This is a genomic window from Streptomyces sp. NPDC032745 (assembly GCF_055579465.1).
In genome coordinates this window covers 115,100-129,904 of sequence record NZ_JBVING010000003.1, presented here as the reverse complement: position 1 = coordinate 129,904, position 14,805 = coordinate 115,100, and the positions used below count along the sequence as shown (strand labels likewise).

The 14,805-nt window shown below is 71.7% G+C and carries 9 protein-coding genes; 4 read left to right on the top strand and 5 right to left on the bottom strand.

Annotated elements, in window-relative coordinates; translation table 11 throughout:
* Nucleotides 1-82: 82 nt before the first annotated feature.
* The 3 genes from nhaA to ACZ5WG_RS08370 form a co-directional block, all read right to left on the bottom strand.
* Nucleotides 83-1,549, bottom strand: coding sequence for a Na+/H+ antiporter NhaA (gene nhaA, locus ACZ5WG_RS08380; RefSeq protein ID WP_468721617.1), 1,467 nt, complete (start codon nt 1,547-1,549; stop codon nt 83-85).
* Nucleotides 1,550-1,732: 183 nt separating this feature from the next.
* Entirely contained in the window at nt 1,733-3,730 is a 1,998-nt protein-coding gene (gene acs, locus ACZ5WG_RS08375; RefSeq protein ID WP_468721616.1) for an acetate--CoA ligase, read from the bottom strand.
* A 222-nt stretch (nt 3,731-3,952) separates the two neighbouring features.
* Complete coding sequence (locus ACZ5WG_RS08370; protein WP_468721615.1) at nt 3,953-6,502, bottom strand: SulP family inorganic anion transporter; 2,550 nt, start codon at nt 6,500-6,502, stop codon at nt 3,953-3,955.
* Between the two features lie 232 nt (nt 6,503-6,734).
* Between ACZ5WG_RS08370 and ACZ5WG_RS08365 the strand changes: the two genes are divergently transcribed.
* Nucleotides 6,735-8,048, top strand: coding sequence for a polysaccharide deacetylase family protein (locus ACZ5WG_RS08365; protein ID WP_468721613.1), 1,314 nt, complete (start codon nt 6,735-6,737; stop codon nt 8,046-8,048).
* Here ACZ5WG_RS08365 and ACZ5WG_RS08360 read toward each other — a convergent pair.
* On the bottom strand, nt 8,002-9,042 hold the full coding sequence (locus ACZ5WG_RS08360) for an ATP-binding protein (RefSeq protein ID WP_468721612.1): 1,041 nt from the start codon (nt 9,040-9,042) through the stop codon (nt 8,002-8,004). The genes ACZ5WG_RS08365 and ACZ5WG_RS08360 overlap by 47 nt on opposite strands.
* A 109-nt stretch (nt 9,043-9,151) precedes the next feature.
* On the opposite strand from ACZ5WG_RS08360, the gene ACZ5WG_RS08355 reads away from it, so the two are divergent.
* Nucleotides 9,152-9,973, top strand: a complete 822-nt coding sequence (locus tag ACZ5WG_RS08355) for a Fic family protein (RefSeq protein ID WP_468721611.1) — start codon at nt 9,152-9,154, stop codon at nt 9,971-9,973.
* A gap of 1,099 nt (nt 9,974-11,072) precedes the next feature.
* On the opposite strand, the gene ACZ5WG_RS08350 is transcribed toward ACZ5WG_RS08355, so the two are convergent.
* Nucleotides 11,073-11,909: an HAD family hydrolase gene (locus tag ACZ5WG_RS08350; protein ID WP_468722262.1), complete on the bottom strand. Its 837-nt coding sequence runs from the start codon at nt 11,907-11,909 to the stop codon at nt 11,073-11,075.
* Between the two features lie 543 nt (nt 11,910-12,452).
* On the opposite strand from ACZ5WG_RS08350, the gene ssd reads away from it, so the two are divergent.
* Both ssd and ACZ5WG_RS08340 read left to right on the top strand, forming a co-directional pair.
* On the top strand, nt 12,453-13,625 hold the full coding sequence (gene ssd, locus ACZ5WG_RS08345; protein ID WP_468722261.1) for a septum site-determining protein Ssd: 1,173 nt from the start codon (nt 12,453-12,455) through the stop codon (nt 13,623-13,625).
* Nucleotides 13,622-14,770 carry a TadA family conjugal transfer-associated ATPase gene (locus tag ACZ5WG_RS08340; protein WP_468721609.1) on the top strand — a complete coding sequence of 383 codons (1,149 nt, stop codon included), beginning with the start codon at nt 13,622-13,624 and terminating at the stop codon, nt 14,768-14,770. The genes ssd and ACZ5WG_RS08340 overlap by 4 nt, the downstream gene beginning before the upstream one ends.
* Nucleotides 14,771-14,805 lie beyond the last annotated feature (35 nt).

The window sequence follows — 14,805 nt, the reverse complement described above, 5'->3', positions numbered from 1 at the left end:
GTCATCTGCCGTCGTCTGACGTCGTCTGCTGGCGACGCCGTGGGCGGTGGCTGTCCTGCGCCCGTCACAGCGTCAGTTCAGATCATGCCGGACGGTCGCCCTCGGCGCTGGACCCGGTGGCCGCTTCGACCGCGGCGGCCGCGGCGGTCTCGGCCTTGCGCCGGTGCTCCGCGGCCTTCTCCTCGTAGATCTTCGCCATCCGCAGGTGGTACTCCGGCTTGTCCTGCTCGTAGATGTCCGGGATGCCGTCGAGGTCCTCGTCGCGCTCCTCGTCCTCGGTGAGCGTCCGGTACGTGCGGTTGCGCAGCTTGAGCATCACGCCCGCGACGACGGCGGCGATGAGGGAGCCGAACAGGACGGCGGCCTTGACCTCGTCGGTGAGGGTCTGGTCGTCGGTGAAGGCGAGTTCGCCGATGAGGAGCGAGACGGTGAAGCCGATGCCGGCGAGGGAGGCCACGGCGAGTACGTCCGGCCAGGCCAGGTCCTCGTTGAGCTCCGCCCGGGTGAAGCGGGCGGCCAGCCAGGTGCCGCCGAAGATGCCCACGGCCTTGCCGACGACCAGGCCGAGGACGACGCCGAGGGTCTCGGCCCGGGTGAAGACCTGGGCGATCGCATGGTCGGAGAGCGAGACCCCGGCGGAGAACAGCGCGAAGAGCGGGACGGCGAGGCCGGCCGAGACGGGCCGGACCAGGTGCTCGATGTGCTCGCCGGGGGACGTGCTCTCGCCTTCCTTGCGGGAGCAGCGGAGCATCAGGCCCATGGCGACGCCGGCGATGGTGGCGTGGACGCCGCTGTTGTACATCAGGCCCCAGATGACCAGGGCGAGCGGGATGTAGACGTACCAGCCGCGGACGCCCTTGCGGAGCAGGAACCAGAAGAGGACCAGGCCCACGACCGCGCCGCCGAGGGCCGGGAAGTCGATCTCGCTGGTGAAGAACACCGCGATGATCATGATGGCGAAGAGGTCGTCGACGACCGCGAGGGTCAGCAGGAAGGCGCGCAGGGCGGACGGCAGCGAGGTGCCGATGACCGCGAGGACCGCGAGGGCGAAGGCGATGTCGGTGGCGGTCGGGACCGCCCAGCCGTTCATCGAGCCGCCGCCGATGGTGTTGACCAGTACGTAGACCAGTGCGGGTACGGCCATGCCGCAGACGGCGGCGATCACCGGGAGGGCGGCGGCCTTGGGGTCGCGCAGATCGCCCGCGACGAGCTCGCGCTTGAGCTCGATGCCGGCGACGAAGAAGAAGATGGCGAGCAGGCCGTCGGCCGCCCAGTGCTGGAGCGAGAGGTCCAGGCCGAGGGCGGCGGGGCCGATGTGGAAGTCGAGGACGCTGGCGTAGCTGTCCGAGAGGGCGGGGATGTTCGCCCAGAGCAGGGCGGCGATGGCGGCCACGAGGAGGAGCACGCCGCCGACGGTCTCGGCGCGCAGGGCGTCGGCCACGAAACGCCGCTCGGGCAGCGAGAGCATGCCGAGGAACTTGCGGCTGTGGCGGTCGGTGGGGCTGGGCGCGGCCACGAGGGGACACCTCCGGGGTGGGTTGGACGGCATGGCGAAGCTCGTTGCCGACCAGACTTCCCGGCGCACCCTGAGAGATTGAGTACGTCAAATATTGACGTTTCTCCTACTTTACAGGGTCCGCGCCGTCGTATCCGGTGATCTTCACCTTAAACGGGCGGAGGGTGTCCGGCGCGCCATGCGCCGGACACCCTCCGCCACCCGGGACCGGGCCCGTCAGTCCTCGCTGGAAGCGCTGGGCAGCTTGTTCTGGATCAGGTCCATGACCGAGGAGTCCGCGAGCGTGGTGACGTCGCCGACCGCCCGGTTCTCGGCGACATCGCGCAGCAGACGCCGCATGATCTTGCCGGAGCGGGTCTTCGGCAGCTCCTGCACCGGCAGGATCCGCTTCGGCTTGGCGATCGGGCCGAGCGTGGCGCCCACGTGGTCGCGCAGTTCGGAGACCAGGCCGTTGGTCTCCGAGGCGCTGCCGCGCAGGATCACGAAGGCCACGATGGCCTGGCCGGTCGTCTCGTCGGCCGCGCCCACGACGGCCGCCTCGGCGACCGACGGGTGGGAGACGAGCGCCGACTCGACCTCGGTGGTCGAGATGTTGTGGCCGGACACCAGCATCACGTCGTCCACCCGGCCCAGCAGCCAGATGTCGCCGTCCTCGTCCTTCTTGGCGCCGTCGCCCGCGAAGTACTTGCCCTCGAAGCGGGACCAGTAGGTGTCGATGAACCGCTGGTCGTCGCCCCAGATGGTGCGCAGCATCGACGGCCACGGCTGGGTGAGGACCAGGTAGCCGCCACCGCCGTTCGGGACCTCGTGGCCCTCGTCGTCCACCACCGTGGCGCCGATCCCGGGCAGCGCGCGCTGCGCCGAGCCGGGCTTGGTCTCGGTGACACCGGGCAGCGGGGAGATCATCATCGCGCCGGTCTCGGTCTGCCACCAGGTGTCCACGATCGGGCAGCGGTCGCCGCCGATGTGCTTGCGGTACCAGATCCAGGCCTCGGGGTTGATCGGCTCGCCGACCGAGCCCAGCACGCGCAGGCTCGACAGGTCGAACTTCGCGGGGATGTCGTCGCCCCACTTCATGAACGTACGGATCGCCGTGGGCGCGGTGTACAGGATGGTGACGCCGTACTTCTGCACGACCTCCCAGAACCGGCCCTGGTGCGGGGTGTCCGGCGTGCCCTCGTACATCACCTGGGTGGCGCCGTTGGCGAGGGGCCCGTAGACGATGTACGAGTGCCCGGTCACCCAGCCGATGTCGGCGGTGCACCAGTAGACGTCGGTCTCCGGCTTGAGGTCGAAGACCGCGTGGTGCGTGTACGCGGCCTGCGTGAGGTAGCCGCCGGAGGTGTGCAGGATGCCCTTGGGCTTACCCGTGGTCCCCGAGGTGTAGAGGATGAACAGCGGGTGCTCGGCGTCGAAGGCCTGCGGGGTGTGCTCGGCGGACTGGCGTCCGACGATCTCGTGCCACCAGACGTCGCGGCCCTCGGTGAAGGCGGTGTCCTGGCCGGTGCGCTGCACGACGAGCACGTGCTCGACCTGAGGGCACTTGGCGACGGCCTCGTCGATGGCGGGCTTGAGGGCGCTGGGCTTGCCGCGGCGGTAGCCGCCGTCGGCGGTGATGACCAGCTTGGCGTCGGCGTCCTGGATGCGGGAGGCCACGGCGTCGGCGGAGAAGCCGCCGAAGACCACCGAGTGCGCGGCGCCGACGCGGGCGCACGCGAGCATCGCGACGACGGCCTCGGGGATCATCGGCAGGTAGACCGCGACCCGGTCACCGGCCTGGACGCCCAGTTCGGTCAGGGCGTTGGCGGCCTTGGAGACCTCGTCCTTGAGCTCGGCGTAGGTGATCGCGCGGCTGTCGCCGGGCTCGCCCTCGAAGTGGATGGCGACGCGCTCGCCGTTGCCGGCCTCGACATGGCGGTCCACGCAGTTGTACGCGACGTTCAGCTTGCCGTCGGCGAACCACTTGGCGAAGGGCGGGTTGGTCCAGTCGAGCGTCTCGGTCGGCTCGACGTCCCAGGTCAGGCGACGGGCCTGGGCGGCCCAGAAACCCAGCCGGTCCGCCTCGGCCTCGGTGTACGCAGCCCGTGTCACATTGGCGGCGGCGGCCAGATCGGCAGGCGGTGCGAACCGCCGCTCCTCCTTGAGCAGATTGGCCAGGCTTTCATTGCTCACGACATCTCCCTTTCCCAGGGTGTCCGTTGTGTCCCCGGGCATAGCTCATCAGTCGGCGGCCCTGGTGACAAGGGGTAGCCGGAAATTGGTTTAGACCTATAGCACGGCCGGGCCCGTGCCGGCCCACGCGCAGAGTGGCCCCTTCCCGCTGCAGGGTGCGGAAAGGGGCCACTCTGTGGCACGGACACCGGAGGGTATCGGTTCAGCCGCGCCCTTGATCCGGATCGGCCGGTGACGGCGATTCGGTCACTGTTCGGTCATCATTCAGACGTGTAGTCCGACGCTGTCGAACACCCGGCAGTCGAAGAAGTCCTCGCCTTCGGACAGCAGGTACGCCTGCGCCTCGCCCACGTGGAAGTACATCCCGTGCAGCTCCAGCGTGCCCTCCGCGAGCCGCCGGGCCACCGATTCGTGCGCCCGCAGGTGCTCCAGCTGCTGCACCACGTTGGTCAGGCACAGCTGCTCCACGGCATCCGCCGGGAGCCGGCCCGCGATCCGGGCCCAGGCGTGGTGGCGGCTCGCCATCCGCTCCAGGCTGGGCAGCCCGTGCCGCAGCCACCGGCGCAGGGGGGTCATCGGGGCCCCGGGCGTGGAGTTCAGCAGCGCCTGCATGGCCCCGCATCCGGAGTGCCCGCACACCGTGATGCTGTCCACCTGGAGGACGTCCACGGCGTACTCGATGGCCGCCGCGACCGAATCGTCCGTGGCCTCGGCGCCCGGCAGGGGGACCAGATTGCCGACGTTGCGGACCGTGAACAGGTCGCCGGGTCCGCTGGCCGTGATCATGCTGGTCACCAGGCGGGAGTCCGCGCAGGTCAGGAAGAGCTGCGAGGGACGCTGCCCCTCCCGGGCCAGCCGGGCCAGCTCGTCGCGGACGCGCGGCGCGGTGTCCCGCTGGAAGGCGCTGATCCCGCTGGCCAGCCGGCCGGCGCCCGGGCGGCGCGGGGCCGGTGTCTCCGCAGCCGCCAGCACCTCCGCCGCGTCGGGTGCCACGGCCGCGCCGGGGATCGTACGCCCGCCGTCCGGCCGGTGGTCGCAGTGGTTCGTCCAGGGGGTCCAGGGGCGGCAGCAGTGGTGCCCGCCACGTGGAGACCTCTCGACGCGGTCCGGCCGGTCGGAGCGGTCCGCCTTCTCGGCGTGATCCGGAGCGCGATCCGCCTGGGCGGCGAGATCCGGCCGGTTCGCCCCGGCCGACCGCGTGGTGGAGCGGCCGGTGACCTCCAGCGAGCCCCCGTGCACCAGATGGGAGTCCTGCCAGTCCTGGAGCGTCTCGTACGCCGCGTGGTCCATGAACGAGCCGTCCAGCTCGACCACCACGCGCCCACCGGGCGGGATCTGGTTCAGCACCCGGCTCAGCCGCGGCACCGCGAGGAAGGTCAACTGCCCACGCGCCCACACCCGGTGGACCCCGCCCTGCACCTCGACCGTGATCCGGGTCCGGGCCAGCCGGTGCAGAGCCATCGCGACGGCCACGGCGATGCCGATGGCGACGCCCGCCAGCACACCGCCGAGGACCACCGCCGCGATCGTCGTCGCGTAGACCAGGATCTCGCGGTGCCGGGTGACCGTACGCAGATGGGTGGCGTTCACCATCTGCACGCCCAGCGCCATCACCAGGGCCGCCAGTGCGGCGAGCGGGATCAGGTCGAGGACCGGGACGAGCAGCCCGGCCGCGAGCAGGATCCAGAGCCCGTGCAGCATGACCGACCGCCGGGTGGCGGCCCCGGACTTGACGTTCGCCGTGCTGCGGACCGCCCCGCCCGCGACGGGCAGCCCGCCCAGCGCTCCGGAGAGGATGTTCGCCGCGCCCTGGCCGCGCAGCTCCCGGTCGAGGTCGGCACGCGGCGGCCGGTTGCCCGTACGCCGCTGGGAGGCGATCAGCTTGTCGGTGGCGACCGCGGACAGCAGGGATTCCACGCTGCCGACCAGGGTGACCGTCAGGACGGCCGCGATGATGCCGAGAACGGGGCCCTCGGGCAGCCCGGGCAGGGCGTGGCTGCTCCAGGACGGCAGGTCCACCCGGGGCAGGGTGAGCCCGGCCAGCGCGGCGAACGCCGTGGCCGTGGCGACGGCGGCGAGCGCGGCCGGCACCTTGCGCAGGGCGAGCCCCACCCGCCCGGGCAGCCGCGGCCAGCCGAGCAGGACGACCAGGGTCACGGCGCTGACGCCGAGCGCCGCCGGGTGCAGATGGGCCAACTGGCCCGGCAGCCCCTCGACGTTGGCGACGGCGGAGCTCTGCGGGGTGCCGCCGAGGACGATGTGCAGCTGGGCCAGCGCGATCGTGACGCCGACGCCCGCGAGCATGCCGTGCACGATGGCCGGGCTGACCATGAGCGCGGACCGGGCGGTACGCAGCGCGGCGAGCCCGAGCTGGCAGCAGCCGGCGAGCACGGTGATGGCACAGGTGGTGCGCCACCCGTAGTGCTGGATCAACTCGGCGGTGACGACGGTCAGTCCGGTCGCGGGCCCGCTCACCTGGAGCGGGGTGCCGCCCAGGCGTCCGGCCACGATCCCGCCGACGGCCGCGGCCACCAGGCCCGCCTGGAGCGGGGCGCCGGTGGCCAGGGCGATGCCGAGGGAGAGCGGCAGGGCGATCAGGAAGACGGTCAGGGAGGCGGAGAGATCGGCGTGGAAGTCGGCGCGGTGGCCCCGGCGGGGTGCGCCGCCGGCCTTGCTGCCGGTCGTACTGCAGGCCTTGTCGCCGGCGTTGCTGCCGGTCGTGCCGTCGGGCGTGCCGCATGGCTTGCCGTCGGGCGTGCTGTCGGTCGTGCTGTCGAGCTCTTCGGCGGCGGGCAGGGGGGAGGTGGCTGTCATAGGTCCCGTCTCCTCTACGGAGGGATGAAGCGGCGGGAGTCTCAACACTCAGTAAATGAAAGGTAATGGAGAGTAAAGGATCGTGGGAGGTAATGGGGGCAAACAGCCTACGAAATAGCACTCAAGGGTGATTAAGCATTTTGTACGGCTTGTCACATCATCTTCACGGCGGACCGCATGGGACGTTGCGGCGCGGAAGACCCGCAATGGAACCGCGAGGAGAGGTGGGCGGATGATCGCCGCCACGAAGAAGATCGCCGGCGGCCTGGTCGCCACGGCGCTGGCGCTGGGCGTCGCCGGGTGCAGCACCTCGGAACCCGCCAAACCCCCGTCGCCCGGGGGCCCGAACGCCAAGAAGGGCGCCGCCGCCCCGGAGGCCGCCCCCGGCAGCGTCAACCGGCTCATCGGCGACGGCTCGACCGCGTACACGGGTGCGCAGCCGAACGTGCAGAAGCCGCAGAAGCTGAAGCCCGGTGAGAAGCCGCCGCAGTTCGTGGTGTTCTCGTGGGACGGGGCCGGCGAGGACAGTCAGAAGCTCTTCTCGCACTTCCGCGAGGTCGGCAAGAAGTACAACGCCCGGATGACGTACTTCCTCAGCGGCGTGTACATGCTCCCGGAGGAGAAACGTTCCCTCTACACGGCCCCGCAGCACGAGTCCGGGCGCTCCGACATCGGCTTCGGCGATCCCCAGGGCATCAAGGACACGGCCACCCAGGTCCGCGCGGCCTGGCTCGAGGGCAACGAGATCGGCACCCACTTCAACGGCCACTTCTGCGGCCCCGACGGCGGCGTCGGCACCTGGTCCGTGCCGGAGTGGAAGAGCGAGATCAACCAGGCCAAGGCGTTCGTCAAGAACTGGAAGACCAACACGCCGGACCTGAAGGGCATGGACCCGCTCCCGTTCAACTACGACAAGGAGCTCATCGGCGCCCGGACCCCGTGCCTCGAAGGCCAGAAGAACTTCATGCTGGCGGCCAAGGACATGGGTTTCCGCTACGACTCCAGCGGCATCAGCAAGCAGATCTGGCCGAAGAAGACGGACGGGCTCTGGGACGTCCCGCTCCAGCTGGTGCCCATGCCCGGTCGCGCCTTCGACACCCTGAGCATGGACTACAACTACCTGGTCAACCAGTCCGGCACGACCACCCAGGGCGATCCCTCGCAGCACGCGTACTGGGGCGAGCAGATGCGTGAAGGCCTCCAGCAGGCCTTCGACCGGGTCTACCAGGGCAACCGCGCGCCGCTGATCATCGGCAACCACTTCGAGTCCTGGAACGGCGGCACGTACATGAAGGCCGTCGAGGACTCGATCCAGTCGATGTGCACGCAGAAGGAGGTCCGCTGCGTGCCGTTCCGCGAGCTGGTCGACTGGCTGGACGCGCAGGACCCGAAGGTCCTGGAGTGGATGCGCGGCCTCGACGTCGGCGAGGCACCCAAGGAGGGCTGGACGAAGTTCCTGACGGCGGGGCCGCCGGCCAAGCCGGCCGCCCCCGCCGGGGTCAAGCCGGCTGCGGAGCCGGCTGAAGAGGGTGCGGACGAGGACTGACGAGGTCCGGGGCCGCCGGCGCACGGTCGGCGGTCTCCCGCAGGACGAAATCGGGGTCGATCTGGGCGGCCAGGTCGACCCCGGTCTTGGCGTTGCCCCAGCTCTCCGCGTTCCGCAGGTGGAAGTGGACCATCTGCTCGGTGTACCGCTCCCAGTCGCGGTGGGCGTACGAGTCGTCGGCCGCGTCCTGGAGGGCCTGCAGGGCCAGCCGGTTGCTCGCCTCGAGCAGCTCGAACGCCGCCGGCCGGCCCTTCTCCATCGCCCGCACCCAGTCGGAGTGCCCGACGGTGACGAGCAGGTCCTCTCCGACCTCGTCCTGGAGGAACTCGATGTCGTCCGTGCCCTGCACCTTGTTGCCGATGACCTTGAGCGCGACCCCGAAGTCCCGGGCGTACTCCTTGTACTGGCGGTAGACCGAGACGCCCTTGCGGGTCGGCTCGGCGACCAGGAAGGTCACGTCGAAGCGGGTGAACATGCCCGAGGCGAAGGAGTCCGAGCCGGCGGTCATGTCGACCACGACGTACTCGTCCGGGCCGTCGACCAGGTGGTTGAGGCAGAGCTCGACCGCCCCGACCTTGGAGTGGTAGCAGGCGACGCCCAGGTCCGCCTCGGTGAACGGCCCGGTGGCCATCAGCCGTACGGGCTCCCCGTCGAGCAGCAGCGTGCGCGCGCAGGCCTCGTACACCGGGTTGTCCTCGGTGACCCGCAGCAGGCGCGATCCGGCACCGGGCGGAGTGGTCTTGATCATTGTGTCGGCGGAGGCGATGCGCGGGTTGGCCCCCCGCAGGTACTCCTTGATCAGGGGCAGGTGCGCGCCCAGGGCGGGCAGCGCGGCTGCCTCGTCCTCGCCCAGCCCGAGCGCGGCGCCCAGGTGCTGGTTGATGTCGGCGTCCACCGCGACGACGGGGGCCTCATTGGCTGCGAGGTGGCGGATGAAGAGGGAGGACAGGGTCGTCTTGCCGCTGCCGCCCTTTCCCACGAAAGCGATCTTCATGTTCACCAAGCGTAGTCTGTCGGTCGCTTTCCGTGGCGCTTGTAAGTGAAGAAGACCACTCCAAGGAGGGGTCGGTGGCGAGCAGGTCCAGTGCGTAGGCTCCTTACTTATGAGTAGCGCTTCTGACCCGCTGGCCGCCCTGGGTTCGCTCCCGGGCGTCGCCGAATCCGTGGATTCCGTACGCAAGGCAGTGGACCGCGTCTACGGGCACCGGGTGATGCGCCGGCGCAGCGGGGAGATCACATCCGAGGCCGCGCTGCGCGGGGCCCGTGGGAGTGCGGCGCTGTCCGGGGCGGACTGGGCGCTGGAAGAGGTGCGCCGCCGGACCGACTTCGGGGCGGAGGCCGAGGCGCGCACGGTGGGCGCCGCGCTGCGGCTGACGGCGGAGGCCGGGCAGCTGCTGAGCATCTGGCGCCAGTCGCCGCTGCGGGTGCTGGCGCGCCTGCACCTGGTGGCGTCGGGGTCTACGGCCGAGGGTGACGTGGTGGGCCGCCCGCGCCTGGCGGGCGAGCCGGTGGACGAGCCCCTGATCGGCCTTCCGCTCCCGAGCGCGGAGGAGGTGGCGGGCCGCCTGGACGGCCTGTCCCGGCTGATCATCGCGGGCGGCTCGGCTCCGGCGCTGGTCACGTCGGCGGTGGTGCACGGCGAACTGCTGGCGCTGCGTCCGTTCGGCTCGTACAACGGGCTGGTCGCGCGGGCGGCGGAGCGGATCGTGCTGATCAACAGCGGTCTGGACCCGAAGGCGATCTGCCCGGCGGAGGTCGGCCACGCGGAACAGGGGCGCGACGCGTACCTGGCGGCCTTCGAGGGCTACGTCTCCGGGACCGCGGAGGGAATGGCGGCCTGGATCGCGCACTGCGGCCGCGCGATCGAGCTCGGCGTCCGCGAGTCGACGGCGGTCTGCGAGGCCCTGCAGCGCGGCGCGGCGTAAAGGCTGCGCACACAGGGTTGCGGCGACACCGTCTTGCTCTGGTGTCGCCGCTGGCATTTACGCCCAGTTACCAAGCGTCCTCGAAAGTTGCCCATCAGGTCGGGGACTTTGCCCGTCACCTGGTGCGGCTGGCCCGTAATCGACGGGTCGACGTCGCGTGGGTGCTCGGCGTTCATGCTTCGGTCCGTGGGCCTTACTGCGTTTTAAAGATGATCCTCTCGGATGTTCTTTGGTCTCGCGGGCCGTTGACTCCTTTGTACTCCGCTTCGGTGACAAGCGGAACCCCTACCCACTTTTTTTACTTTCCAGGACGTCTCGGAATGAACCGGACACCCCGCATCTCCGCAGCTCAACGGCCTGAAGCCACGCCTGCCCACCCGCCTGCCCACCCCCGGCGGGGCGGCATGTCCGGCCCCGCCGGCATTTGAGCCGCGGGGGGTCCGGGGCGGGTCCCTGGGGCCTTTGGGCCGGCAGTTCGGTCCATCGGCGGAAGCACGGCCGAGCTGCCGATTAGGGCGCGGGTCCTGGCGTGGCTCTGGGGCCTTTGGGCCGGGTCGGCGATCAGGGCGTGGGTCTGGGCGGGCCCCTGGGGTCTTTTGCGTCGAGCTGGCGATTAGGGCGCGGGTCCGGGCGTGGCGCTGGGGGGCGTCGGGTCGGCGATCAGGGCGTCGGTCTGGGCGTGGCCCTGGGGTCTTTGGGCCGAGCCGGCGATTGGGCGTCGGTCCGGGCGTGGCGCTGGGGTCTTTGGGCCGAGCCGGCGATTGGGCGTCGGTCCGTGTGGAGCCCCGGGTTTTTCCAGCCCGCCCGGCGTTTGAGGGCCGGGTCCGGGCGGAGTCCGGTGAACGGGAGAAGGGCGGGGCGAGGAGAGAGCCCCGCGCAGCGGCGGCACGCAGCGGCAGCATGCAACGGCGCGCCGCCCGGCGGGAACCGGGCCTCCGCCCGGCGGGAACCGGCCCCCGCCCGGCGGGAACCGGTCGCCACCGGCGGGGTCCGGCCGTCCGGCGGGGTCCGGCGGGGTCCGGCGGGAACCCGGCCGCCCGCCGGGATCGGGGCGGCGGCCCGGGACTCGCTCAGGCAGACGCGGCGGCCCCGGGCCCGGTCAGGCAGACGCGGTGGCAGCCAGAGCACTCGCCCGCCGCCGACTGGCGTACCAGACCAGCCCGGCGGTAGCCGCAGCCGCACCCACCGCCGCCGCAGCGACCAGCGCCGGCCGCGCAGGCATCGACAGCCCGGGCAGCCGCTGCTTCAAGCGCACCGGCCGGTTGAACACCAGCACCGGCCACTCCCGCGCCACCGCCTCCTTGCGCAGCGCCCGGTCGGGATTGACCGCGTGCGGATGCCCGACCGCCTCCAGCATCGGGATGTCCGTCACCGAGTCGCTGTACGCGTAGCACCGCGAGAGGTCGTATCCCTCGGACTCCGCGAGCTCCCGTACGGCCTCGGCCTTGGTGGGTCCGTAGGCGTAGTACTCGATCTCGCCGGTGAAGCAGCCGTCCTCGCCGATGACCATGCGCGTGGCGACGACCCGGTCCGCACCGAGCATCGCGCCGATCGGCTCGACGACTTCCGCGCCTGACGTCGACACGATCACCACGTCGCGGCCCGCGGTGTGGTGCGCCTCGATCAGGGAAGCGGCCTCGTCGTAGATCAGCGGGTCGATGAGGTCGTGCAGGGTCTCGGCGACGATCTCCCGCACCTGCTGGACGTTCCACCCCTTGCAGAGGGAGGACAGGTACTCACGCATCCGCTCCATCTGATCGTGGTCGGCGCCGCCGACCAGGTAGATGAACTGGGTATACGCAGTGCGCAGCACGGCTCGCCGGTTGATCAGGCCGCCCTGGTAGAAGGACTTGCTGAACGTCAGAGTGCTTGACTTCGCAATGACCGTCTTGTCCAGGTCGAAGAAGGCTGCGGTGCGGGGCGACGAGTGCGGCAAGGGCTGGATTTCCACGCCCCGAGCATATGCGCCCACCATTCGGCGTAAGGTGTGGCGCGTGGGTTTGCCTGAGAAGGCTCTCGGGTACACCATGGAAGTCACGGATCGTTCGCGACCGTGCTAACCCGGTCTGGCTCCTCCCCCCCCGAGTCGGACCGTGGGGACGACCCCCGCTCTCCCCCCCGGCGGGGGTCGTCGCATGTCCGGACGCGGTTCGCGTCCCTGCCTTCGGCCCCAAGTGACCATTCCTGCAGCCCTCCTTCTTCGGCGGGCCCTGCGTGGCGAAGGCCCTCACCCCCTCAGACGCGTGACGCTGCGTAGTCGTTCCGCCGCGCTCTGGAACTCACCTGTTGGGGTGATGGGGTTATTCACAGGGCGACTGTTGTCCACAGTTTTGGGGCAAGATCCACTTCTTTTTCCGGATCGCTGCACGGTGATTCCAGCCGCGAAGTCCGCGGTGCTGGGATTTGCAGTGAGAAGGGGGCGGAGATCGTGGCTGGATCGAAGTCGTGTGAAGTGCCGGAGCGCGTGGAAGCAGGCGAAATCAGGCCATTGGGCGCTCCGGGCGGGCTGGTGCCCGCCGGCGGACGGCCGCTGATCATCACCGAGGACCCGCTGCTGCTCGACGATCTGCTGCGGCTGTGCGCGGCTGCGGGCGCAGAGCCGCATGTGCACCATGCGGTGCCGGAGCAAAGCGGAGGGGGTGGTGGCGGAAGCGGCGGGCGGGGTGAAAGCGGTTCCGGGGACGCCGCGGAGGCGCGCGGAAGCGTCGGATGGGAGTCCGCACCGCTCGTGCTCGTCGGGGACGATGCCGCGTGCCGGGTGCGCGGTGCTCCGCGCCGTGGTGGGGTGCTGCTCGTCGGCCGGGATCTGGACGACCCCCTCGTATGGCAGCGGGCGGTGGAGATCGGCGCTGAGGAGGTCCTCCGCCTGCCCGACGCGGAGAGCCGACTCGTCGACCGCATCGCCGATGTGGTGGAAGGGGCCGGGAAACCCGCCCTCGCCGTCGGGGTGATCGGCGGCAGCGGCGGGGCCGGGGCCTCCACCCTCGCGTGCGCACTCGCCCTGCGGGCCGCCCGCGCCGGGGAGCGGACCATCCTCATCGACGGGGACCCTCTCGGCGGCGGCATGGATGTGCTGCTCGGCGGCGAGAGCGCCGAAGGGCTGCGCTGGCCGGACTTCGCGGGCTCGCGGGGCCGGGTGGGCGCCGGCGCGCTGGAGGAGTCCCTGCCGGAGCTGCATGCGCTCAGGGTGCTCAGCTGGGACCGCGGGGACCGGGTGGTGGTCCCGCCCGCGGCGATGCGCTCCGTGCTGGCCGCCGCGCGCCGCCGGGGCGGGGTCGTGGTGGTCGACCTGCCCCGTCGGGTGGACGAGGCCGTGGCCGAGGCGCTGGCTCAGCTGGACCTGGTGCTGATGGTGGTGCCGGGCGAGTTGCGGGCCGTGGCCGCTGCGGGGCGGGTCGCGGCCGGGGTGCGGATGGTGGCCCGGGATGTCCGCGTGGTCGTACGGGGCCGCTGTCCGGGCGGGCTCGATGCGGAGTCGGTGGCCGGGCTGCTGGGGGTGCCGCTGGCCGGCGAAGTGCCGGTCGAGGTGGGGCTGCCGGGGCGGGTCGCCGAGGGGGAACCGCCGGGCGGGCAGGGGCGGGGCGCGCTGGCCCGGTTCTGCGACGGCTTCTGGCGGCGGGCGCTCGGCCCCGCCCAGGGGGTGGCGGTATGAGCGCCGTGCTCCTGGACGCGGTGCGGCAGCGGCTCGCCGAGAGCGGGGCGGAGCCGACCCCGGCCCGGGTGGCGGCGGCCCTGCGGGCGCAGGGCCGGCTGCTCGGGGATGCGGAAGTGCTGGGTGTGGCGGCCGAGTTGCGGTCCGAACTGGTCGGGGCCGGCCCGCTGGAGGCGCTGCTCGCCGACCCGGAGGTCACCGATGTCCTGGTGGCCGCCCCGGACCGGGTGTGGGTGGACCGTGGCGGCGGGCTGGAGCTGACCGGGGTGACGTTCGCCGACGCCGATGCCGTGCGCAGGCTCGCCCAGCGGCTGGCCGCCGTCGCGGGCCGGCGCCTGGACGACGCCCGGCCCTGGGTGGACGCCCGGATGCCGGACGGCACTCGGCTGCATGCCGTGCTGCCGCCGGTGGCGGTCGGCTCGGCCTGCCTGTCGCTGCGGGTGGTGCGGCCGCGGGCGTTCACGCTGGAGGAGCTGGTCGAGGCGGGCACGCTGCCGCCCGGCGGTCAGTCGCTGCTCCGGGACATGGTCGAGGCCCGGCTGTCGTTCCTCGTCTCCGGCGGGACCGGCACCGGCAAGACCACCCTGCTCAGCGCCCTGTTGGGGCTGGTCGGCCCCGGCGAGCGGATCGTCCTTGCGGAGGACTCGGCCGAGCTGCGGCCCGACCATCCGCATGTGGTGCGGCTGGAGACCCGACCGGCCAACCAGGAGGGGGCGGGCCTGGTCACGCTGGCGGATCTGGTCCGGCAGGCGCTGCGGATGAGGCCGGACCGGCTCGTCGTCGGCGAGGTCCGGGGCGCCGAAGTGGCCGATCTCCTGGCGGCTTTGAACACCGGCCACGAAGGAGGCTGTGGCACGGTCCACGCAAATGCAGCCGCGCATGTCCCGGCCCGGCTGGAGGCGCTCGGGACGACCGCCGGGCTCGACCGGGCCGCCCTGCACAGCCAGTTGGCGGCCGCGCTGACCCTGGTGGTCCATCTGGTCCGGGACCGGGCCGGGCGGCGCCGGGTAGCCGAGGTGCATGTGCTGGAGCGGGACGCCGCCGGGCTGGTGGTCACCGTGCCGGCGCTGCGCTGGTCCGCCCGGGGGTTCGCGCGGGAGCGGGGCTGGGAGCGGCTGCGCCCGCTGCTGCGGGGTGCGCGGTGAACGGCGTGGCCGCGGTGCCGGTGCCACTGTTCGCC